Source organism: Cereibacter sp. Soil_C_27 (genome assembly GCF_057657095.1).
Genome location: NZ_JBDGJD010000003.1, coordinates 311024 through 331725 on the forward strand (window position 1 = coordinate 311024; position 20702 = coordinate 331725).

Consider the following 20702-nt stretch of genomic DNA (forward strand, 5'->3'; position numbering starts at 1 on the left):
CTAGAGCGGCAGCTGCAGCCGGGCGAGGGCGTCGAAGGCGACCTCGCGCCCGGCGTCCTTCTCGGCTTCGGCGGCGGCCACCACCGCGGGCAGCATCTCCCGCGTCAGCGCGACATAGGTCGCCACCGCCAGCCGGTAGGAGCGTTCGCGGTCGATGGTGCGCGGCAGCTGGTAGATATGCTCGCGGATGCCCTGGTAGAACACCGAGCCATGCATCATCCACACCAGATCGAGCTCGGCCTCGGTCACCGGCATCGCGCTCTCCACCCCCAGCTCCGCCCGCATCTCCAGACAGACCGGCACCAGCAGCCGGTCGATCACCAGGTTGAGATAGCGGGTGTGGATGTCGAGCCCCTTCAGCGCGGCGAAGAAGAAGATCCTCAGCCAGGCGCGGTCGAAGATCGCCGTGTAGCTTTCGTAGAAGTCCAGCAGCCGCTCGGTCAGCGGGCGGCTGCGGTCGGTCAGCCCCTCGGCCCATGCGTCGCGCCATTGCGACAGATAGACCTCGTGATAGACCTCGTTGATCAGGTCTTCCTTCGACGGGAAGTAGCGGTAGATCAGCGGCTGGGTGATGCCGATCTGCCGGGCCAGCACCCGGGTGCCGCCGTCGAACCCCTCTTCCGAAAAGAACGAGATCGCCTTCTCCAGTAGCTCGCGCTTGCGCTCTTCCGGCGGCATCCGCGCCGGGCGGGGTTTGGGGGCCTGTTCGGTCATCTTGCCTGTGCCGTCTGGGATGAATGATCGTCCGATAACCCCATTCTCCCAGACGGGCAAGGGATCAGCCTCGGCCGGCGTCGCCGACGAGGCCGCTGCCCGAGATCGCCTCGAGCGCGCAGTCCTCGTCCACATCCGGCAGATCGCCGCTGACCCCCACGGCACCGACGATCCGCCCGTCCTCGCGGCGCAGAAGCACCCCGCCCGGGTTCGGGACCATCCGCCCGCCCGAGGCCGAGGCCAGCGCGGTGAAGAAGTTCGGCGCCGCCGCCGCGCGCTCGAACAGCACCCGGCTCGGCAGGCCCATGCCCAGGGCCCCCCAGGCCTTGCCGAAGGCGATCTCGCAGCGCAGGATGCCGCTGCCATCGGCGCGCTTCATCACCACCACATGCCCGCCCGCATCCAGCACGGCCACGGTCAGCGGCTGCGCCCCCCGGTCGCGTCCGGCGGCCAGCGTGGCCTCGGCGATCCGGTCGGCAATCTCCAGTGTCAGTTCCATCGGGTTCTCCTCCCCTGTTGTCGATGCCATCTCAGAGCACCAGCGGCGCATTGGCGCAGCGCTTGTCTTCGACCGTGGTGAAGCAGAGCACCGTATCGCCGGTGTTCTCCAGATCATGCGTCATGCTCTCGCCCCGCTCGAAGCGCATGTGCCGGGTCAGCCCCACGGTATAATCCATCTCCGCCACCTTGCCCGCGCCATGGCGCGACAGCGCGCGGCCCGGCGTGGTCGCCACCCAGAAATAGTCGAGCACATGGGTATGGAACGCCAGCCGCTCGCCCGGCTCGAGCCGAATCAGCCAGACGCGGAAGGTTTCGGTCTCGCTGACCAGCTCGCTGCCCACGCGTCCGTTCGTCGCCGCCGCCGCATATTCCGCTGCAAGGTCTTCCGACCATTCACCAACTTGCCGATCCATGTGCCCTCCTACGGTTTTGCTTGCTAATTTATAGCCTGATAAATTAAATGGGCCAAGTCACAAATTCCAAGGGGGTCATCATGGCGGGTCATGCGATCATCAGCGGCGGCTCGATAGGCGGTCTGTTCGCGGCAGCCCTGTTGCGGCGGGTCGGCTGGCAGACGACGGTTCTGGAACGCTCGAAGGTGGAGCTTTCCGGGCGCGGCGCGGGCATCGTCACCCATGACAGGCTGATCGAGCTCATCGCCCTGACCGGCGCCTCGATCGAGGATCTGGGCGTGCAGGTGGAGGAGCGCGTCGCCTTCGACATCGACGGCGCCGCCGTGGCCCGGCTGCCCTCGCCGCAGATCGTCACCTCCTGGGACCGGGTGCATTCGCTGCTGCGCGCGCTCTGCCCCGAGGGCAGCTACCGGCTGAACCAGCTTGTCAGCGGCTATCGCCAGGGCAGGGACAAGGTCACGGTTCTGACCGAAGAGGGCGAGCTCGAGGCCGATCTCCTGGTCGGGGCCGACGGATTCCGCTCGGCCGTCCGCGGTCAGATGCACCCCTCGGTGCAGCCGGCCTATTCCGGCTATGTGGTCTGGCGCGCGCTGGCCGACGAGGCGGCACTGTCGCCCGAGCTGCGGGCGCAGGTCTTCGGCCATTTCGGCTTCTTCCTGCCCACCGGCACGCAGATCCTCGGCTACCCGATCGCCGGCCCCGGCAACGATCTCCGCCCCGGGCACCGCCGCTACAACTTCGTCTGGTATGCCCCCGTTCCGCAAGAGGATCTTGCCGATATGCTGACCGATGCCACCGGGCATCGCCATGACGTGACCATCCCGCCGCCGCTGATCCGGCCCGAGGTTCTGGCCCGGATGCAGGAGTTCGCCACGCGCCATCTGGCAGCGCCCTTCCTCGAGATCCTCGCCCGGGCCGAACGGCCCTTCTTCACGCCGATCTACGATCACCATTCGCCGACCATGGCCGTGGGCCGGGTCGCCCTCGCCGGGGATGCGGCCTGCGTCGCCCGGCCCCATGTCGGCATGGGGGTGACCAAGGCCGCCTGCGATGCCGAGGCACTGGCCCGGGCGCTGGCCGCGATGCCGGTGGAGGCGGCGCTGCAGGCCTATTCCGCCGAGCGCACCCCCGAGGCGTTGATGGCGCGCGACACCGGCCAGCGGCTCGGTCGCTACATCTTCGACGGCGATGTGGCCCGGAATCGCGGCGGGCGCGACAACCCCAATCTGATGACGATCCTGCGCGACACCGCCGTGGTGCCCTGAGCCCCGCGGCCCGCCATGACGAAGGGGCACCTTCCGAACTTTCGCAGAAAGTTCGTCCTCACGGATTTTCTGCGAAAATCCAGTGCGCCCACCTTTACCAGAATCTTAACACGCGACCGTATATTATTGACAGATAACGATTTCCCGGCGTTTTCACGCGTGAAAACGCCGGGAAGTCTGCTTACTTGATCGCCTGAGGATTGATCGGCGAACCGCAGCCCCCCGGCAGGTTCATCGGCGGCGCGCAGAAGAAGAACTCATAGACCCCATCCGCCGCGCAATCCTCGGCCAACTCCTTCACATAGAAGATCTCGCCCATAGTGATCCCGATCGCCGGGATCACCACCCAATGCCAGGGCTGGTTCGCCTCGTCCGTCTCGTTCGGCCGCACCTCGCAGCCCCAGGTATCGGCGCAGATCGCCGCGATATCCTTCTCGCGGATCCAGTAGGCCGTCTCGAAGGCCAGCCCCGGCGCGTCACCCCCGGCATAACCCGACCAGTCGCCCGCCTTCAGGCAGGCCTCCTGCTGCCCGGTCCGCACGATCACGAAGTCCCCGCGCCGGATCTCCACCCCCTGCGCCGCCGCCGTGCCGTCGAGGTCGGCCTTGGTGATGGCATAGCCATCCTCGAGCGCCTCGACTCCCTTCCAGCGCGCCACGTCCAGAAGAACCCCGCGCCCCACCATCCGGTCCTTGGTATGCTCGATCCCCAGCTTCTTCGCGCCGTTCACATCGACCAGCGTCGCCGGGTAGCCGTTGTACATCTTGTCATCGAGAAAGATATGCGCCAGCGCGTCCCATTGGGTCGAGCATTGCATCGGCAGGTTGATCGCGTCATCGGCGTAGCGGAGGTAGGCCTTGCCCTTGTCCTGCACCCCGGCCGCCGCGTCGGTGCCGGTAGCGAGCATCTGGTGGATCGGGTTCCAGCGGCCGCCGAACAGGCCGGACTGGATCTTCTCGTCCAGCGGCAGGCCAAGCGCGAAGGTCTTGCCGCGACGGACCAGCTTGGCCGCGTCGGCCACATCCTGCTCGGTGACGAGGTTCAGCGTGCCGATCTGGTCGTCGTCGCCCCACCTGCCCCAGTTCGACAGCTTTTCCGCCGCCTCGTAAATCGCCTTCCGGTTCACCGTCATCGCCATAGTGGTCTCCTCCCAAAATAGATTATCGTATGATAATTACAAAGGGTGGCGCCGTGCAAGGCTTTCCGATCAGGGGCTTCACCTGCGCGGCGGTGGCCAGCGCGGCGGTGGCCACGGGTGCTTCCCCGCCGGTTGGCTTCGCGGCGGGCGGGAACTATGGTGCCGGCCCAACGATTTGAAGGACGAGCTGCATGAAGGAAACGGCGCGCTTCGGGCGCGGGGCCGGGTGGGGGCGCAGCCGGGTGCGGAGGGTGTGAGCAGCTTGCCTGCCCTGCCGCCGGGGCGATGGCGCGACATCGGCCAGTGGGCGCTTTTGGTCTGCGGCAGCGCCGGTCTCTCCGCACTCTTCGGCATTGCCCATGTGCCGGCGGCGCTGATGCTCGGCCCCATCGTCTGCGGCGCGCTGCTGGCGATGCGTGGATCGCAGATCCGGGTCGCGCGCCCTCCCTATCTCTGGGGGCAGGCCATTGCCGGGACGCTGATCGCGCTGAACCTCGATCCGGCCATCGTCGGGCGCACGGTGGAGATCTGGCCGGTGGTGCTGGCCTTCGTGGTGCTGACGCTGGCCCTGGCCTGCGCCGTCGGTCTGGTCGCCGCCCGGCTGACCGGGCTCGACCGCGAGGTGACGGTCTGGGGCTTCCTGCCCGGCATGGCGGGCACGATGATCGCGCTGGCGCATGAGCGCGGCATCGACAGCCGGATGGTGGCCTTCATCCAGATCCTGCGGCTGCTGATGGTGATCGCCACCATGGTTGTGGTGGGCGCCGCACTGGTCGGCCCTCCGGTGCCGCATGATGCGAGCGCGCCGCTGCCCGATGCGCTCTCCACCTCGGTCGCCATGCTCTTGGGCCTGCTCGGCATCGGCGTCTCGCGCTTTGCGCCCATCGTTCCGGCGGGGGCGTCGCTGGTGCCGCTGGTGGCGGGCAGCCTGCTCACCATCAACGGGATCAACGTGGCGCCGCCCTATCTCTTGGTGGCGGTCGCCTATTTCTTCCTCGGCGCGCAGGTCGGGCTGCGCTTTACCCCCGACATGATCCGCACCGGGGCGCGGGCGATGCCGTGGCTGCTGGTGGCGGGGGTGTTGCTGCTGGTGCTCTGCGCCGGCTCCGGCGCTTTGCTGTCGGTGGTGGCGGGGGTGGATCTGATGAGCGCCATGCTGGCGACGGTGCCGGGATCGGTCGATTCCATCGCGCTGATCGCGCTGTCCACCGGCAGCGACATTTCCTTCATCATGACGCTGCAGACGGTGCGGCTGTTCGCGGTGGTGCTGCTCGGCCCGCCGATGGCGCGGGGGATGCTGGCGCTGCTCCGGCGGCTGAGGCCGCCGGAGGGCTGAGCCTCAGCGCAGCGCCGGCGCGGGGTCTTCCTGCCGGAAGCGGGTGGTCTCCAGCGCGGCGGCCATCAGCGTGCGGGTATATTCTTGCGCCGGATGGTCGAAGATCGCCTCGGTCTGGCCCTGCTCCACCACCCGGCCCTGCTTCATCACGAGGATGTAGTCGGCCAGCGCCCGCACCACGGCGAGGTCGTGGCTGATGAAGAGATAGGACAGCCCGTGCTTCTGCTGCAGGTCGCGCAACAGGTCGACGATCTGCTTCTGCACCGAGCGGTCGAGCGCCGAGGTCGGCTCGTCGAGCACGATGACCTTGGGCTTGAGGATCATCGTGCGGGCGATGGCGATGCGCTGGCGCTGACCGCCGGAGAATTCGTGCGGGTAGCGGTTGCGCATGCCGGGCTCCAGCCCGACCTCGGCCAGCGCCTCGCCCGCGCGGACGTCGCGTTCCCTGGCCGAGAGCGCCGGCTCGTGGATCATCAGCCCCTCGGTGATGATCCGCCCTACGGTCATGCGCGGCGAGAGGCTGCCGAAGGGGTCCTGGAACACCAGCTGCAGCTCGCGCCGCATCGGGCGCATCGCCGCCGGGTCATTGGTCAGCTCGCGCCCCTTGTAGGAGATCACCCCCGCCGAGGGCAGCAGCCGCAAGAGCGCCCGGCCCAGGGTGGATTTGCCCGAGCCGGATTCGCCGACGATGCCGATGGTCTGGCCCTGATGCAGCGCGACCGAGATGCCGTCCACCGCGCGGAGCTCGTCCGCGGGCTGGAAGAGGCCGCCGCTGGAGCGGAACACCACCTCGACATTCCGCCCGTCAAGCAGCACCGGCGCGTTCTCGGGCGGCGGCAGCTTGCGGCCCTCCGGCTCGGCGTCGAGCAGCATTCTGGTGTAGGGATGCGCGGGGGCGGCGAAGAGATCGGCGGTGGCGCCGGTCTCCACCACCTCGCCGCGGCGCATGACATAGACGCGGTCAGCGAAGCGCTGGACGATGCCGAGGTCATGGGTGATGAACAGGATCGCCATGCCGAGCCGCTGCTGCAGATCGGCCAAGAGCGTCAGGATCTGCGCCTGGATCGTCACGTCGAGCGCGGTGGTCGGCTCGTCGGCGATCAGGATGTCGGGGTCGCAGGCCAAAGCCATGGCGATCATCACCCGCTGGCGCTGCCCGCCAGACAGCTCGTGCGGATAGCTGTCGATCCGCCGCTCCGGCTCGGGGATGCCGACGACCTTCAGGAGTTCGACGATGCGCGGGCGTGCCTTGGCGCGCGAGAGGCCGCGGTGAAAGCGCAGGGGTTCGGCCAGCTGCTCGCCGATGCGGTAGAGCGGGTCGAGCGAGGTCATCGGCTCCTGGAAGATCATGGTGATCTTGTCGCCGCGCACCTTGTTCAGCTTGCGCTCGCTCATGCCGATCAACTCCTGCCCGCGGTAGAGCGCGGAGCCGGTGGCCTTGCCGTTGCGGGCAAGCAGCCCCATCAGCGCCATGGTGGCCTGGCTCTTGCCCGAACCGCTCTCGCCGACGATGGCCACGGTCTCGCCCGGCTTCACGCTGAGGTCGATGCCGCGCACCGCCTCCACCGGGCCGTCATTGGTCTGGAAGGTGACCCGCAGGCCCTTGATGTCGAGGATCGGCTCCATCTCAGCGGTCCTTGGGGTCGAGGCTGTCGCGCAACCCGTCGCCGAGGAAGTTCAGCGCAAAGAGGATCGCGGTCAGCGTGAGGGCGGGGAAGAACAGGAGCCACGGCGCGCCGCGCATGTTGTTCGCCCCTTCGGAGATCAAGAGCCCGAGCGAGGTCAGCGGCTCCTGCACGCCGAGGCCGAGGAAGGACAGAAGGCTCTCGAGCAGGATCGCCTTCGGCACCAGGAGCGTCACGAAGACCACCACCGGCCCCAGCGTGTTGGGGATGATGTGACGGCGCAGGATGCCCGCCTTGGTGGCGCCCAGAGCCTCGGCGGCCTGCACGAACTCCTGCCGCTTCAGGCTCAGCGTCTGGCCGCGGACGATCCGCGCCATGTCGAGCCATTCGGTCGCGCCGATGGCGATGAAGATGATGACGAGGTTCCGCCCGAAGAACACCACCAGCAGGATCACGAAGAAGATGAAGGGCAGCGAGTAGAGGATGTCGACCACCCGCATCATCACGTTGTCGACCCGCCCGCCGAGATAGCCCGAGATCGCGCCGTAGGAGACGCCGAGCACCAGCGCCATGAAGGAGGCGAGAAGCCCGATGGCCAGCGAGATGCGGACACCGATGAACACCCGGCTCATCAGGTCGCGGCCCACGGCATCGGTGCCGAAGTAGAAGTGCAGTTGTTCCACTTCGGCGGTCAGCGTGCCGCTGAGCCCGTCGGGGGCGAGGTCGAGCCGAGGGTTCACGAAGAGGTCCGAGCGCTGGAAATAGCGCAGGATGCGCTCGTCGATCGGCTCGTCCTGCTGCAGCGCCAGCGTGACGCTGCCATCCTCCAGCACCGGCTCGCCCTCGATCCGGGCGCGCGACATCTCGCGCTCGAAGCTCGGCAGCACCACGTCGGCGCGGGGATAGGCCTCGAGGCTGGCGGGAACGCGGACGAATTGCGGATAGACCCGCGCATGGTCATGCGGGCTGAGCATCGGACCGAAGAGGCCGACGAGCCCGAGGAGGATCAGCACGACGGCGGAGGCCACAGCGGCGCGGTTGCGCCGCAGCCGGATCCAGGCGTCCTGCCAGAGCGAGCGGCCGGAGATCTGCACGACCTCTGCCGGATCGGGAGTGACGGTCATGTGAGCCCCCTAGTCATACCGCACCCGCGGATCGAGGAAGGTGTAGAGCAGGTCGACGACGAGGTTGAACAGGATGACGAAGAGCGCGATCACCACGACCGTTCCCATCACCAGCGTGTAGTCCCGCCCCAGCGCGCCCTGCACGAAATAGCGCCCGATGCCCGGCAGGCCGAAGATGGTCTCGACCACGACCGACCCGGTCAGCAGCCCCGCCGCCGTCGGCCCGAGATAGGAGACGGCGGGCAGCATCGCCGCGCGCAGGGCGTGCTTGATGACCACGGTGCGGGCCGGCAGGCCATAGGCGCGGGCGGTGCGGACATGGTTCGAACGCAGCGCCTCGATCGTCGCACCGCGCACCAGACGGGCGATCACCGCGACCTGCGGCAGGGCCAGCGTCGTGACCGGCAGCACCCAGAAGATCGGATCGGTCTGCGACCAGCCACCCGCGGGCAGCCAGCCCAGCATGACGCCGAAGAACAGACTCAGCAGCGGCGCCACCACGAAGTTCGGCGTGGTGATGCCGAAGGTGGCGAGGCCGACGATCGTATAATCGAGCGCCGTGTTCTGCCGCAGCGCCGCGATGGCACCGAGAAATACGCCGATCACCGAGGCGAGCAGCAGCGCCAGCGAGCCGAGCAGGATCGACACCGGCAGGCCGGCGGCGAAGAGATCGTTCACCGAGAAGTCGCGGCGGGTGAAGCTGGGGCCGAGATCGCCCTGAAGCAGATTGCCGAGATAGGTGAGGTATTGCGACCAGAGCGAGCCGTCGAGATTGTAGGCCCGGTTCAGGTTGGCCATGATCAGCGGGTCCAGCGGCCGTTCCAGATCGAACGGGCCACCGGGGGCAAGGCGGATCATGAAGAAGGTGAGCGTCACGATGATGAACACCGTGGGAACGGCACTGGCCAGTCGGCGCAGGGTATAACGCAGCATGGAGCGGCCCTCATACGGCGGGACGGGCTGGAGAGCCCGCCCCGGAACGCGTCACTCGCTCAGCGACAGCCAGCGGGTGTAGTGGACGTCGGGAAGGTTGTCCTCCCAGCCCTGCACGCGGTCCGCGACCAGCGCGCGCGAGGAATAGGTGAGGATCGGGATCGAGGGCACCTCGGCGAGGAAGATGCGCTCGGCATCGGCGAGGATTTCAGCCCGCGCCGCGAGGTCGAGCGTGGTCGAGGCCTCCTGCATCAGCCGGTCATATTCCTCGTTCGTCCACTTGGAGTAGTTGAACGAGACGCCCGACTGGTTGAGGTAGAGGAAGTTCTGCGGATCGCTGTAATCGCCGATCCAGCCGGCGCGGACCATGTCGAAGGGGCCGTTCTCGCGCAGGTAGTTGAAGTAGCCGGCGCCTTCCATCTCGTTCAGCGTGGCGTTGATGCCGATGTTCTTCAGCATGTCGGCCACGGCCGTCATGGTGTTCTTGTTGTTCTCGGAGGTGTTGTAGCGCAGGTCCAGCGTCAGGCTGCCCTCGGCCACCCCGGCCTCCTCCAGCAACGCCTTGGCCTGATCCTCGCGGTCGAGCAGGTCGGTCTCGGCATAGTCGAGCATCGGCGGCTCGGCCACGTAGTTGGCGATGCCCGGCGGCACCAGCGAATAGGCCGGCAGCATGGTCTCCTGCCAGACTTCCTCGGCGATGAAGTCGCGGTCGATCACCATCGAGATCGCCTGACGCACACGCGGGTCCGACAGCGGGCCTTCGTTGGTGGTCTTCACCGGCAGGTAATAGGTGCCGAGATAGGGCGCGATGCGCAGGTTGGTCGGCAGGTTCTCCCGCATGTAGCTCATCTGCTCGGCCGGCACGTCGGAGCAGATCTGCACCTCGCCCGCCTCGAAGCGGCGCAGGCAGGTGGCGCGGTCCTCGAAGGGGGTCCATTCGATGCGGTCGATCTGCACCGTGTCGGCATCGCGGAAATTGGGGTTCTTCACCATGACGATCTTGTCGTTCGGGGTGAAGCTTTCCAGCATGTAGGCACCGTTGGTCACCATGACGCCGGCACGGGTGAAGTTCGCGCCCTCGGCCTCCACGGTCGTCTGGTGCAGTGGCAGCGCGGTCTGGTGGGTCAGCAGCTCGAGGAAATAGGGGGTTGGCGCGTTGAGGGTGATCTTCAGCGTGTGGTCATCCACCGCTTCCACGCCCAGCTCATCGGGCTGCTTCTCGCCGGCGGTGATCGCCTCGGCGTTCAGCACCGGGAAGAGGATGCTGGCATAGCCTGCCGCGGTCGCGGGCGTCATGATCCGGCGGAAGGCAAAGAGGTAGTCGCCCGCGGTCACCGGGTCGCCGTTCGACCATTTGGCGTCCTGCCGCAGCTTGAAGGTATAGGTCAGCCCGTCTTCCGAGATCTCCCAGCTCTCCGCATCGCCCGGCTCCACCTCGCCCTTGGCGTTCTGGATCACCAGACCCTCGTAGAGGTCGTGCAGGATCCGCGACTCGGCGACGGTCGAGGTCAGGTGATGGTCCAGCGTGGCGGGGTCGGTGTCGTTGCCGCGCACCAGCGTCACCTGAGCCGAGGCGAGCGTGGTGGTGCCCGCCAGCAGGGCAAGGGCGCACAGGCCTGTGCGGAAGGGATGAAGACTCATGGGGTGGTTCCTCCGTGCGGTTGATGCGTTTTTGGCAAAGATGCAGATCCTGCTTAGGCAGGCAGAGCCAATTCCGGTAGACCCGTTTCCGCGACGGAATGTCCGCTCTGGCAGGTTCCCGCCCGCGGCAGAGGCGCAACACCCCGGGCCGCCCCGCGGTTCCGCGGGGCGCCGTCAGGCCCGGACCACCGTGTTGCGCCCGGCCTGCTTGGCGGCGTAGAGCGCCTTGTCGGCGCAGTCGAGCCAGAGATGCGGCTCTGAATCGTCGGGCTTGCAGGCGGCGACGCCGATGCTGGTCGTGACCTGCAGCGAAGGCTCCTCGGCGAAGCGGAGCGCCTCGATCGCGCCGCGCAGCCGTTCGGCCACCTGCATCGCCGCCTCGACCGGCGTGCCGCGCATCAGCACCGCGAATTCCTCGCCGCCGATCCGTCCGATGACATCCGTCCGGCGCAGCACCCCGCCCGCGGCCTCGACCACCGAGCGCAGCACGATGTCCCCGACGATATGGCCGTAGGTGTCGTTGATCGTCTTGAAGTGATCGAGATCGAAGACGGCAATGCTCGCGGGCTTCTCGGTCTTGTGGAAGTCGAGGAAGCTCTGCGCCACTGCCTCCTCGAAGCCGCGACGGCTGAGTGCGCCGGTAAGGGAGTCGCGCTTGGCGATCCGGCGCAGCTCCATTTGCGACACGACCAGCCGGGCGAAGCTGCGCAGCACCTCGTGATCGGCGGTGCTGAAATGGCGCGGCGTACGGCCCGCGACGCAGACCGAGCCGACGTTGTAGCCGTCGGGCGTGGTCAGCGGCGCGCCGAGATAGCAGCGCAGCCCGTCGGCCGGGGTCACCAGCGGATTGCCGACGAAGCGCTGGTCGCGCATCGCATCCTCGACCGAGAAGACATCGGCAGAACGGATGGTATGGTCGCAGAAGGCGGTCGAGCGCGGCGTCTCGCTCGAGCCGACGCCGCGGGCGGCCTTGAACCACTGCCGGTCGCGGTCGATCAGCGAGATGGCGGCCACTTCCACCTTGAAGATGTTCAGCATGAGCTGGATGATCGCGTCGAACTCTTCCTCGGGCGCGGTGTCGAGCACCTCGTAGCGGCGCAGCGCGGCAAGCCGGCCTTCCTCGTCGTCGAGATGCAGTGCTGTCATGAGCGTCATTCGTCCCCCATACCGTCCAATGCCGCCAGAATGTCCACCTCGTAAGCAACCAGCAGATCGTGCACCGACGCGCGCACGACATCCTGAGGATGCCCTGCGTTGCGAAGCGTCTCCACCAGCAGGCTCAGATTTTCCTGATGCCGTTCGATCAGCGGCAACAGCGGCTCGGGCACGCTGCCCAACCTGCCCCGGAGCCGTTCAAGGATCTCATCGTGATCATTCTTCGCCATCGCCGACGTATACGCGATACGCCTTGCCGTTCAAGCTCAGGTTGCAGCCGGGTGACGCAACATCACCTTGCCGCAGCGTTCACGGCAGCGTCGTTTGACGCGGCACGGGCTTTGGCCCATGCAGGGCGCGCGCCTCGTTCCGGAGCCCATCGAGACCATGCTGACCGAGCTTTTCATGCCCGCCGCGATCCTGCTTCTGCTGGTCTCCTCGCTGGTCGGCAGCCTGTGGGTGGTGCTGCGCTTCGTCTTCACGGCAGCGGCGCTGGCGCGGCCGCTGACGCTGTTGATCGCCGGGGGCGGCGCCTGGGCCGGGCTGACCCATGGCGGCGCCATCCTGCGATTCCTGGGGATGTGAGCGGCGCGGCCTACTGGTTGGCGCGCCGTAGCGCCGGCAGGCCGACCCCCGCCGCGTCGAAACCGCCGTCCACCGCCAGCGTCTGCCCGGTGACGAAGCTCGCCTTGTCGGAGCAGAGAAAGACGATGGCCTCGGCCAGTTCGCGCGCCTCGCCGTAGCGGTTCAGCGGGATGGCGTCATAATAGGCCGAGATGATCTCGGGCGCATGCACGGCCATGGCGAGCTTGGTCTTCACCGGCCCCGGCGCCACGCAGTTCACCCGGATGCCGCGCTCGCCCAGTTCGACCGCATATTGCTTGGTCATGTGAATCACCGCCGCCTTCGAGGTGCCATAGGCCACCCGCAGCGTCGAGGCGCGCAGGCCCGAGATCGAGGCGATGTTGACGATGGCGCCGCGGGTCTCGGCCAGAGCCTCGGTCGCGGCCTGGGTGCAGAGGAAGACGCCGTCGAGATTGGTCGCCATCACCTCGCGCCAACCCTCGAAGCTGGTCTGGCCGACGCGCGAGAACAGCGCCACGCCGGCGTTGTTCACCAGCGCATCGATCCGGCCGAAGCCCGCCAGCGCCTCTGCCACCATGCGGTCGACATCCCCGGGGATCGAGACATCGGCCTCGACCGCCAGCACGTTCTCCAGCTTTCCGGCGGCGCTGTGCAGTTCCTCGGTGTCGCGGTCCACCATGACGACCCGCCAGCCCTGCTCGAGGAACAGTTCGGTGGCGGCGAGGCCGATGCCGCGGCAGGCTCCGGTGACGAGGGCGACTTTGGTCATGTGATGTCCTTGGGTTCGATGACGAGTTCAAGCGTGACGCCGACGCGGTTGTCGCCGCGCGTCAGGGCGCCTCTGGCAATGGCGCCGTGGATATCCACCACCTCGATGCCGAGCGTGGCGATGCCGTCGCGCAGCACGGCGCCGTCGAAGCGCAGCTCGGTGGCGAGGCAGTCTATCCGATGGCCCTCGATGAAGCGGATATGGTCGATGCTGCCGACACCGTGGATCGCGGCTTCGGTGATGCCATGGGCGGCGCAGAGCGCTTCGATGGCGGTCACGCAATCCTCGCCGGGCAGGATGCGGGCGAGGAGCGCCGGGCCGGTGCCGCCGCCCTCGGGCGTGAAGAGGGTGAAGGCGGTCTCGGGATCGGGCAGGCTTTCGAACCAGCAATCGGGGCTGCCGAGGCCGGTGACCTCGGCGTCTTCGGCCATCACCGAGTCGAAGGGCAAGAGGTGGCCCATTTGCGTCACGCCGCCGGGGGTCCAGAGCCCGTGGCAATGCAGGAAGGGCGCGCCGTCGCGCCAGCCGACGATGGCCGTGGCGCGGCTGATGGCGACGCGGCCCTCCGGGGCATGGGTGTCGGAATACCAAGCCGCATGCAGCCCGTCGGTGGAGAGCGCGGGCAGGACGAAACGCAGCGGATCGCAGGTGACGCCGTCGAGCGCGATAACGCCGCCCTTGCAATCGTTTGCGGCGAAAAGCTCGCCCACTGCCTTCATCACGCTCTGCCCCTTGGACAGCACGCCGCGCAGCGGGCGCAGCACTGTGCGCCGCGCCACTGCCCGTTCGGGCGCGCGGGGTCCGGGATGGATCATGCGGGCTCTCCGGCGAGGCCGCGAGCGGTGAGCTCGTCGCGGATCATCTTCTTGGTGATCTTGCCATATGCCGATTTCGGCAGCGCCTCCCAGAGCACCACGCGCTTGGGCATCTTGTAGCGGGCAAGCTTGCCCTCGAGATGCGCCGTCAGCTCCGCCTCGGTCACAGCCGCTCCCGGCGCCGGAACACAGACCGCCCAGCCGACCTCGCCCCAGAGCGGGTCGGGCATGCCCAGCACGGCGACCTCGCTGATCGCCGGGTGGGTCAGGATCTTCTCCTCGATCTCGCGCGGATAAACGTTGGAGCCGCCCGAGATGAACATGTCGGACTGCCGCCCGGTGATGTAGAGGAAGCCCGCCTCATCCATATGGCCAAGGTCGCCGGTGCGGAACCAGCCGTCGCGGAAGGCCTTCGCATTGGCCTCGGGGTTGTCGTAATAGCCGGCAAAGACCGCCGGGCCGATGACGCAGATCTCGCCGGTCTGGCCCGGCGCGACTTCCTGCCCGGCATCGTCCTGGATCTGGATCTCGATCCCGGTCCGGGCGTGGCCGCAGGTGCCGACGCGGGCCAGCGGACCATCATCCATCACATGAAGATCGTTCGGCAAGACCGTGATATTGCCGGTACATTCGCCCAAGCCGAAATATTGCACGAGGACTGGTCCCAGCACCTGAAGCGCCTTCTGCTGATCCACGCGGTACATCGGCGCACCGGCGTAGATCACGTAGCGCAGCGAGGAAGTATCGGCTTCGGCGGTCGAAGGATGCTCCACCAGCAGCTTCAGGATCGTCGGCACGGTGAACATGGTGGAGACCCGCCACTCCTTCACCAGCGCCCAGGCGGTCGGCACGTCGAAGCGGTCTGTGGGCAGAAGCACCGTCTTCACCCCGCGCGCGATCTGGGTCAGCTGATGCACCCCCGCGCCATGCGACAGCGGCGCCACCACCAGCGAGGCGTCGGCGGAGGTGAGGCCGGGCATCAGATCGGCCAGATGGTTCGTCACCACGAAGGCCATCTGGCCATGGGTCAGCACCGAGGCCTTGGGCCGTCCGGTGGTGCCGGAGGTAAAGAAGAACCAGCAGGGATCATCGCGCTGGACAGCCGCAACCTGCGGCTTCTGCCCGGCATGGGTGGCAGTCAGATCCTCGACCGAGGGGCCCAAGTCGGCGGTGCCGAAGGACAGGAGCTGCAGCCCGTCGCAGCCCGCAGCGCAGGCGGCGGCATGGTCGGGGAAGGCCGCGTTGCAGAGCATCAGCGAGGCGCCGGAGGACCGGGTGAGATAAACTACCTCCTCCGGCGTCTGGCGAAAGTTGGCGGGCACCCAGACCGCGCCGACGCGCCAGACGGCGAACATCGCCTGCAGCATCTCGAGGCAGTTCTGGGACTGGCACATCACCCGGTCGCCCTTCTGCACCCCGAAGCGCTGCTGCAGCGCCGCGGCCAGCGCGTCGGTGCGCGCCTCGAAGTCGGCCCAGGTCCAGCGCGCCTCTCCCATCACCAGCGCGATGCCCTCGGGGTCGCGCCGGGCGCTTTGGGTCAGGAGCGTGGCGAGGTTCATCACCCGGGTCGAGACCGGGGCGACGCCGCCCTTGGGATCGCTCATCTGACCCGCTCCAGGATCGAGCAGTAATTGGCCACTGCCGCGCCGCCCATGTTGAACACGCCCCCCAGTTCAGCGCCGGGCTTCTGCATCTCGCCCGCCTCGCCCATCAGCTGCATCGCCACCATCACATGCTGGGAAACCCCTGTCGCGCCAATGGGGTGGCCGCGAGACTTCAACCCGCCTGACAAGTTCACCGGCAGCGCCCCATCGCGCCGGGTGGTGCCGTCGCGTGCCACTTTCCAGCCTTCGCCGGGAGCGGCGAGGCCCATCGCCTCGTATTCGATCATCTCGGCCACGGTGAAGCAGTCATGTGTCTCCACCAGATCGAGATCAGTGATCGCCACCCCCGCCTGCGCCAGCGCCTGAGCCCAGGCCCGCCGCGCGCCATCGAAGGCGATAGGGTCGCGGCGCGACAGGGCGAGGATGTCGCCCGCCTGCGCCCGCGCCCGGAAGCGCAGCGCCCGCGCCAGCCCCGCCGCCGTCTCGGCATCGGCCAGCACGATGGCCGCCGCGCCGTCGGAGACCAGCGAGCAGTCGGTGCGGCGCAGGGGGCCGGCGACCAGCGGGTTCTTCTCGGAAGGACGGTTGCAGAAGTCGAAGCCGAAATCCTTCTGCATATGGGCCAGAGGGTTGCGCATGCCATTGGCGTGGTTCTTTGCCGCGATCATTGCCATCTCTTCCGAGCGGTCGCCGTGGCGCTGGAAATAGCTGTTGGCGATCTGGCCGAAGACCCCGGCGAAGCCGCCGTCGATGGCGGCCTCTTCCGGCACATGGCTGGCGGAGAGCAGGATGTTGCCCACCTCCTCCATCGGCGTCACGGTCATCTTCTCGGCGCCGATCACCAGCGCGATGCGGCCCCGGCCAGAGGCGATGAAATCCGCCGCCGCATAGAGCGCCGCCGAGCCGGTGGCGCAGGCGTTCTCGGTGCGCAGGAAGGGGATGCCCGCCAGCTCCGGCGTGCCCATGGCGACGAGGGCGCCTTGGAAATCCTGCCGCGAGAAGCCGTTGTTGTAGACGCCGACGAAGATGCCGTCGACCGCCTCGGGCGGGATGCCGGCATGGTCGAGCGCGGGGCGGGCCACTTCGGCCATCAGGGCGGTGGTGTCGGGCGCTTCGGCCTTGCCGAACTTGCTATGGGCCCAGCCAACGATCAGTGCTTCGGACATGAGGGTCTCCTGTCAGTCAGAGGGGGCGAAATGTCGGGCGAGCCGCGCCTCGACGCGGGCGGCCTCGCGGTGCAGGAGCGCCACCAGCGCAGGCTGGCGGTCGGGGCCCATGCGGTCCTCGATGGCGGCGACGGAAAGCGCGGCGGCGGGATGGCCATCGGGCCAGCGCAGCGCGACGCCGATGCCCCAGGAGCCCTGCACCACCCGCCCGGGGTTCACCGCATGGCCCAGAGAGCGGGCGCGGGCGACATCGGCGCGCAGATCCTGCAGCGCGGGTTTCAGCGGCAGGGCGGCGATGCGCTGCAGCAGCGCCTCGGCCTCGGCTTCGGGCATCGCCGCGAGAAGCGCGAGCCCCCCGGCACCGAGCCCGATCGGGTTGCGGTCGCCGGCCTTCAGCGCATGGGTGCGGATCGGGAAGCTGCCCTCCTCATGCGCGAGGCAGAGCACATGATCGTCCTGCTGCACCGAGAGAAAGGCCGTGTCGCCGGTCTCGGCGGCGAGGCGCTTCAGGCTGTCGGCGGCATGCGAGAGGATGCCGTGGCGGGGGGCGGCGAAGCTTGCCAGCAGATAGGCCTCGGGGCCGAGGTGATAGCGCCGCGTCACCGCGTCCTGCTCGACCAGCCGCGCCGTTCCCAGCGCGACCAGCAGCCGCCGCACGGTGGGGCGCGTCAGCCCCGCCGCGGCGGTCAGTTGCGCCAGACCCAGACCGGCGCTGCCGCCCCTGCCGACCAGCGACAGGAGCGACAGCGCGCGCTGCACCGACTGCGATCCCGCCGCCCCCGAGGGGGCGTCGAGAGGCAGAGGGCTTGGCATCGACAGGGTCACGGCGCGCGCCTCAGGCCAGGGTGCGCCCGATGGCGCTTTCGAGGATCGCCCAGGCCTCGTCGCCATAGGTCTTCTTCCACTCGGCGTAGAAGCCGGCCTCGCGCAGCTTGGCCTCGAAGGGCGCCGGATCGACATCGTTGAAGACGAAGCCCTCGGCCTCCAGTTCGCCGCGCAGCGAGGTGTTCAGCGCCATGACGTCGGCGCGCTGCTTGTCGGCGGAGCCGTTGAAGTGCTTCGAGACGATCTCCTGCAGATCCTCCGGCAGCGCCGCCCAGGCGCGGCGGTTGCCCAAGAGCCAGAAGCCATCCCACATGTGGTTGGTCATCGAGCAGTATTTCTGCACTTCCCAGAGCTTGGCGACCTTCATGATCGACAGCGGGTTCTCCTGCCCGTCGACGACGCCGGTCTGCAGCGCGGAATAGACCTCGGCGAAGTTGATCGAGGTGGGGGCCGAGCCGAAGGCGGTGAACATCGAGGTCCAGAGCGGCGAGACCGGGACGCGGATCTTGAAGCCTTCGAGATCGGCGGGCGTCACGATGGGCTTCGTCGAGGTGGTCGTCTGGCGGAAGCCGTTGTCCCAGATCTTGTCCATCACCACGAGGCCGGCATCCTCGATCTGGCCGCGGGCATAGGCGCCCAGCTCGCCGTCCATCGCCTTCCAGACCGCGTCGTAGTCCGGGAAGGCAAAGCCGATGCCGTTGATCGAGGCATTGGGCACCAGCGTCGACAGGATCACCGGCGAGAGCAGGAAGAACTCCACCCCGCCGGCGCGCAGCTGGCCCAGCACGTCGGTATCGGCGCCGAGCTGGTTGGAGGGGAAGATCTGGATGTCGACGCGACCGCCGGATTCCTCGAGGATCGCGGCCACGGCCTCGGCGCCGCGGATGTTGCTCGGGTGGGTCAGCGGCTGGTTGTTGGCCAGCTTGTAGGTGAATTCGGCGGACTGCGCGCCAGCGGGCCGGATGAACGGCGCGGCAAGGACGCCTGCGGTTGCGCCCAGCAAGATCGAGCGGCGGGTGATGCTCATGAGTTCCTCCTCCTCAGGGTTTTCAAAGCAATGCGGTCGAGAACCACGGCACGGCGGCGATGACGCCGAGACCGATCAGCAGGGCCAGCAGATAGGGCCAGATCCTGGCCATCACCGCGTCGGCGGGCACCTTGGCGATCTTGCAGGCGATGTAGAAGCCGATGCCGATGGGCGGGGCCATCAGCCCGATGTTCATCGCGGTGACGATGACCATGGCATAGTGGATGTCGTTGATCCCGAGCCCGCGCGCGATGGGGAACATGATCGGCGCCAGGAGCACGATGGCGGGCAGGCCTTCGAGCACGCAGCCGAGCACGAGGAAGATCGCGATGGAGGCGAGCATGAACACGCCCCAGCCGCCGGGCAGCGCGATGACGAAGGCCATGAGATCGCGCGCGAAGCCGGATTGGGTCAGCGCCCAGGCCATCGACGAGGCGGCGCCGAGGATCAGCAGGATCGCGCCGGACATGGCGGCGGTCTCGACCAGCATCGGCAGGAGCTTCTTCTTCGGGATGCCGCCGTAGAGCACGATGCCGATGACGAAGGCATAGACCACCGCGATGGTGGAGACCTCGGTTGCGGTGGCGACGCCGCCGCCGACGAGGCTGCGGATCATGAAGGGCAGCACCAGCGCCGGGGCGGCGATGACCAGCGCCTTGACGACGTCGCGGAAGCTGGCGCGGCGCACGCCGGCCATGATCTCGTGCCGGGCCTTCCAGCGGGCGAGGAGCGCGAGCACCACGAGCAGCACCATGGCGATGGCGAAGCCCGAGGTGAAGAGCCCGGCGATGGAGACGCCGGCGACGGAGCCCAGCACGATCAGCACGATGGAGGGCGGCACGGTGTCGGCCATGGCAGCGCCGGTCGCCAGAAGCGCGGTCATCTCGGCGGGCGAATGGCCGCGCCGCTTCATCTCGGGGAAGAGCGCCGGGGCCACGGTCGCCATGTCGGAGACCTTGGAGCCGGAGATGCCGGAGACGAGGAACATCGAGCCGAGAAGCACATAGCTCATCCCCGCCTTCACATGCTGCAGCATCGAGGCGAGGAACATCACGATGGCCCGGCCCATGCCGGTGGCGTCGAGGATGCAGCCCAGAAGCACGAAGACCGGCACCGACAGCAGGATGATCGAGGACATGCCCTCGTCGATCCGGCCGATCATCACGAAGACTGGGGCGTTGGTGGCGAAGGTCATGTAGGCCAGCGTGCCGAGCGCGAAGCAGAAGGCGATGGGCACACCAATGGCGAGCAGGAGCGCGACGAAAAGGCCGAGGTAGAGCGGCAGGTTCCAGTTGCCCAGGGCAAGCATGGACGGCCGGGCGAACCACAGCAGCGCCACGACGGCGGCGGTGATCAGCAGCGTGGCGGCGATGACGCCCCAGGCGCGGGTGCGGACGACCGAAAGCACCATCAGCACCGCCATCAGCCCCATGCCGACCGGCAGCGCCGAGGCGCGCCATGTCATCGGCAGGCCGAGGGCGGGCGAGGTGACGTAGGATTCCTCATAGGCATATTCGACGGCCACCGGCAGCAGGCGCAGGAGAAGCAGGCAGACGAGCACCTGCCCGGCGATCTCGGCGGCGCGGGCGACGGCGGGGGGCATCAGCGGCAGGAAGATGGTGAGCTTCATGTGCTCGTGCCGGTCCACCGCCAGCGCCGCGCCGAGCATCGCCATCCAGATGAAGCTGAGCGAGGCGACCTCGTCGCCCCAGATCAGCGGCTGGGCGAGGACGTAGCGGAAGAAGACATTGGCCAGCACCATGACGATCATCAGGAGCAGGAGGGCGGCAGCCACGAGCTCCACCGGGCGCATCCAGCTCTCGGCGCGCTTCGGCTCGGTCAGAGCCTCGATCCCGCCAAGCGCCAGCTCGGCCTCCGACTGGGCGTCAGTCAACTGCATGCATTCCCTCCCTCTGCCAGCCGGAGCCTCCCAACCCCGCGGCACCGTTCCACCATGTGGACGATCCCTTTGCTGCGGGATGCAGGTTAGGCGGCAGAAAACGGGCTTGGCAACGGGAAATGTCGGTGGCCAGCGAAAAAAACGCGCGGCATCGCCTCCGGGCACG

At 67.9% G+C, this 20702-nt stretch carries 20 protein-coding genes; 3 read left to right on the plus strand and 17 right to left on the minus strand.

The window, feature by feature from the left end:
- The 3 genes from AC3A5Z_RS13505 to AC3A5Z_RS13515 all read right to left on the minus strand — a co-directional run bounded on the left by AC3A5Z_RS13505 (nt 1) and on the right by AC3A5Z_RS13515 (nt 1628).
- Nucleotides 1–714, minus strand: coding sequence for a TetR/AcrR family transcriptional regulator (locus AC3A5Z_RS13505; RefSeq protein ID WP_487519863.1), 714 nt, complete (start codon nt 712–714; stop codon nt 1–3).
- 64 nt (nt 715–778) lie between these two features.
- Nucleotides 779–1213 (minus strand): GlcG/HbpS family heme-binding protein, encoded by a 435-nt coding sequence (locus tag AC3A5Z_RS13510; protein ID WP_487519864.1) that lies wholly within the window; start codon nt 1211–1213, stop codon nt 779–781.
- Nucleotides 1214–1244: 31 nt separating this feature from the next.
- Nucleotides 1245–1628, minus strand: coding sequence for a cupin domain-containing protein (locus tag AC3A5Z_RS13515; protein ID WP_487519865.1), 384 nt, complete (start codon nt 1626–1628; stop codon nt 1245–1247).
- Between the two features lie 80 nt (nt 1629–1708).
- Here AC3A5Z_RS13515 and AC3A5Z_RS13520 point away from each other — a divergent pair, with 80 nt between their 5' ends.
- Complete coding sequence (locus AC3A5Z_RS13520; protein ID WP_487519866.1) at nt 1709–2893, plus strand: FAD binding domain-containing protein; 1185 nt, start codon at nt 1709–1711, stop codon at nt 2891–2893.
- Between the two features lie 181 nt (nt 2894–3074).
- On the opposite strand, the gene AC3A5Z_RS13525 is transcribed toward AC3A5Z_RS13520, so the two are convergent.
- Complete coding sequence (locus tag AC3A5Z_RS13525; protein ID WP_487519867.1) at nt 3075–4031, minus strand: cyclase family protein; 957 nt, start codon at nt 4029–4031, stop codon at nt 3075–3077.
- Nucleotides 4032–4284: 253 nt separating this feature from the next.
- Between AC3A5Z_RS13525 and AC3A5Z_RS13530 the strand changes: the two genes are divergently transcribed.
- Nucleotides 4285–5367, plus strand: coding sequence for an AbrB family transcriptional regulator (locus AC3A5Z_RS13530; protein WP_487519868.1), 1083 nt, complete (start codon nt 4285–4287; stop codon nt 5365–5367).
- Between the two features lie 3 nt (nt 5368–5370).
- Here AC3A5Z_RS13530 and AC3A5Z_RS13535 read toward each other — a convergent pair whose 3' ends face one another.
- The 6 genes from AC3A5Z_RS13535 to AC3A5Z_RS13560 form a co-directional block, all read right to left on the minus strand.
- Nucleotides 5371–6993: an ABC transporter ATP-binding protein gene (locus AC3A5Z_RS13535; RefSeq protein WP_487519869.1), complete on the minus strand. Its 1623-nt coding sequence runs from the start codon at nt 6991–6993 to the stop codon at nt 5371–5373.
- A 1-nt stretch (nt 6994) separates the two neighbouring features.
- Nucleotides 6995–8116: an ABC transporter permease subunit gene (locus tag AC3A5Z_RS13540; RefSeq protein ID WP_136791847.1), complete on the minus strand. Its 1122-nt coding sequence runs from the start codon at nt 8114–8116 to the stop codon at nt 6995–6997.
- 9 nt (nt 8117–8125) lie between these two features.
- Nucleotides 8126–9049: an oligopeptide ABC transporter permease OppB gene (oppB, locus tag AC3A5Z_RS13545; protein WP_136791848.1), complete on the minus strand. Its 924-nt coding sequence runs from the start codon at nt 9047–9049 to the stop codon at nt 8126–8128.
- A 51-nt stretch (nt 9050–9100) separates the two neighbouring features.
- Nucleotides 9101–10690 (minus strand): peptide ABC transporter substrate-binding protein, encoded by a 1590-nt coding sequence (locus tag AC3A5Z_RS13550; protein ID WP_487519870.1) that lies wholly within the window; start codon nt 10688–10690, stop codon nt 9101–9103.
- A 174-nt stretch (nt 10691–10864) separates the two neighbouring features.
- The gene (locus tag AC3A5Z_RS13555; protein ID WP_487519871.1) at nt 10865–11845 is read right to left on the minus strand and encodes a sensor domain-containing diguanylate cyclase; all 981 of its coding nucleotides are present in this window, start codon (nt 11843–11845) and stop codon (nt 10865–10867) included.
- Nucleotides 11842–12075 (minus strand): hypothetical protein, encoded by a 234-nt coding sequence (locus AC3A5Z_RS13560; RefSeq protein ID WP_487519872.1) that lies wholly within the window; start codon nt 12073–12075, stop codon nt 11842–11844. Before AC3A5Z_RS13560 ends, AC3A5Z_RS13555 begins: the two co-directional genes overlap by 4 nt.
- A 118-nt stretch (nt 12076–12193) precedes the next feature.
- Between AC3A5Z_RS13560 and AC3A5Z_RS13565 the strand changes: the two genes are divergently transcribed.
- Nucleotides 12194–12430, plus strand: a complete 237-nt coding sequence (locus tag AC3A5Z_RS13565; RefSeq protein ID WP_487519873.1) for a hypothetical protein — start codon at nt 12194–12196, stop codon at nt 12428–12430.
- Between the two features lie 10 nt (nt 12431–12440).
- On the opposite strand, the gene AC3A5Z_RS13570 is transcribed toward AC3A5Z_RS13565, so the two are convergent.
- The 7 genes from AC3A5Z_RS13570 to AC3A5Z_RS13600 are packed head-to-tail and all read right to left on the minus strand — an operon-like array spanning nt 12441 to nt 20536.
- On the minus strand, nt 12441–13199 hold the full coding sequence (locus AC3A5Z_RS13570) for an SDR family NAD(P)-dependent oxidoreductase (RefSeq protein WP_487519874.1): 759 nt from the start codon (nt 13197–13199) through the stop codon (nt 12441–12443).
- Entirely contained in the window at nt 13196–14014 is an 819-nt protein-coding gene (locus AC3A5Z_RS13575) for a PPC domain-containing DNA-binding protein (RefSeq protein ID WP_487519875.1), read from the minus strand. Before AC3A5Z_RS13575 ends, AC3A5Z_RS13570 begins: the two co-directional genes overlap by 4 nt.
- Nucleotides 14011–15618 carry an acyl-CoA synthetase gene (locus tag AC3A5Z_RS13580; RefSeq protein ID WP_487519876.1) on the minus strand — a complete coding sequence of 536 codons (1608 nt, stop codon included), beginning with the start codon at nt 15616–15618 and terminating at the stop codon, nt 14011–14013. Before AC3A5Z_RS13580 ends, AC3A5Z_RS13575 begins: the two co-directional genes overlap by 4 nt.
- Complete coding sequence (locus tag AC3A5Z_RS13585) at nt 15615–16784, minus strand: acetyl-CoA acetyltransferase (RefSeq protein WP_487519877.1); 1170 nt, start codon at nt 16782–16784, stop codon at nt 15615–15617. Before AC3A5Z_RS13585 ends, AC3A5Z_RS13580 begins: the two co-directional genes overlap by 4 nt.
- Nucleotides 16785–16796: 12 nt before the next feature.
- On the minus strand, nt 16797–17609 hold the full coding sequence (locus tag AC3A5Z_RS13590) for an IclR family transcriptional regulator (protein WP_487519878.1): 813 nt from the start codon (nt 17607–17609) through the stop codon (nt 16797–16799).
- Between the two features lie 10 nt (nt 17610–17619).
- Complete coding sequence (locus AC3A5Z_RS13595; protein ID WP_487519879.1) at nt 17620–18636, minus strand: TRAP transporter substrate-binding protein; 1017 nt, start codon at nt 18634–18636, stop codon at nt 17620–17622.
- Between the two features lie 22 nt (nt 18637–18658).
- Complete coding sequence (locus AC3A5Z_RS13600) at nt 18659–20536, minus strand: TRAP transporter large permease (RefSeq protein WP_487519880.1); 1878 nt, start codon at nt 20534–20536, stop codon at nt 18659–18661.
- Nucleotides 20537–20702 lie beyond the last annotated feature (166 nt).

Excerpts from the sequence above, each read along its gene's own strand:
- AC3A5Z_RS13560 (WP_487519872.1), bottom strand. The coding sequence starts at position 12,075 with ATGGCGAAGAATGATCACGATGAGATCCTTGAACGGCTCCGGGGCAGG.
- AC3A5Z_RS13570 (WP_487519874.1), bottom strand. The coding sequence starts at position 13,199 with ATGACCAAAGTCGCCCTCGTCACCGGAGCCTGCCGCGGCATCGGCCTC.
- AC3A5Z_RS13565 (WP_487519873.1), top strand. The coding sequence starts at position 12,194 with ATGCAGGGCGCGCGCCTCGTTCCGGAGCCCATCGAGACCATGCTGACC.
- AC3A5Z_RS13600 (WP_487519880.1), bottom strand. The coding sequence starts at position 20,536 with ATGCAGTTGACTGACGCCCAGTCGGAGGCCGAGCTGGCGCTTGGCGGG.
- AC3A5Z_RS13515 (WP_487519865.1), bottom strand. The coding sequence starts at position 1,628 with ATGGATCGGCAAGTTGGTGAATGGTCGGAAGACCTTGCAGCGGAATAT.
- AC3A5Z_RS13550 (WP_487519870.1), bottom strand. The coding sequence starts at position 10,690 with ATGAGTCTTCATCCCTTCCGCACAGGCCTGTGCGCCCTTGCCCTGCTG.
- oppB (WP_136791848.1), bottom strand. The coding sequence starts at position 9,049 with ATGCTGCGTTATACCCTGCGCCGACTGGCCAGTGCCGTTCCCACGGTG.
- AC3A5Z_RS13585 (WP_487519877.1), bottom strand. The coding sequence starts at position 16,784 with ATGTCCGAAGCACTGATCGTTGGCTGGGCCCATAGCAAGTTCGGCAAG.
- AC3A5Z_RS13540 (WP_136791847.1), bottom strand. The coding sequence starts at position 8,116 with ATGACCGTCACTCCCGATCCGGCAGAGGTCGTGCAGATCTCCGGCCGC.
- AC3A5Z_RS13520 (WP_487519866.1), top strand. The coding sequence starts at position 1,709 with ATGGCGGGTCATGCGATCATCAGCGGCGGCTCGATAGGCGGTCTGTTC.
- AC3A5Z_RS13580 (WP_487519876.1), bottom strand. The coding sequence starts at position 15,618 with ATGAGCGATCCCAAGGGCGGCGTCGCCCCGGTCTCGACCCGGGTGATG.
- AC3A5Z_RS13510 (WP_487519864.1), bottom strand. The coding sequence starts at position 1,213 with ATGGAACTGACACTGGAGATTGCCGACCGGATCGCCGAGGCCACGCTG.
- AC3A5Z_RS13595 (WP_487519879.1), bottom strand. The coding sequence starts at position 18,636 with ATGAGCATCACCCGCCGCTCGATCTTGCTGGGCGCAACCGCAGGCGTC.
- AC3A5Z_RS13505 (WP_487519863.1), bottom strand. The coding sequence starts at position 714 with ATGACCGAACAGGCCCCCAAACCCCGCCCGGCGCGGATGCCGCCGGAA.
- AC3A5Z_RS13535 (WP_487519869.1), bottom strand. The coding sequence starts at position 6,993 with ATGGAGCCGATCCTCGACATCAAGGGCCTGCGGGTCACCTTCCAGACC.
- AC3A5Z_RS13525 (WP_487519867.1), bottom strand. The coding sequence starts at position 4,031 with ATGGCGATGACGGTGAACCGGAAGGCGATTTACGAGGCGGCGGAAAAG.
- AC3A5Z_RS13575 (WP_487519875.1), bottom strand. The coding sequence starts at position 14,014 with ATGATCCATCCCGGACCCCGCGCGCCCGAACGGGCAGTGGCGCGGCGC.
- AC3A5Z_RS13555 (WP_487519871.1), bottom strand. The coding sequence starts at position 11,845 with ATGACGCTCATGACAGCACTGCATCTCGACGACGAGGAAGGCCGGCTT.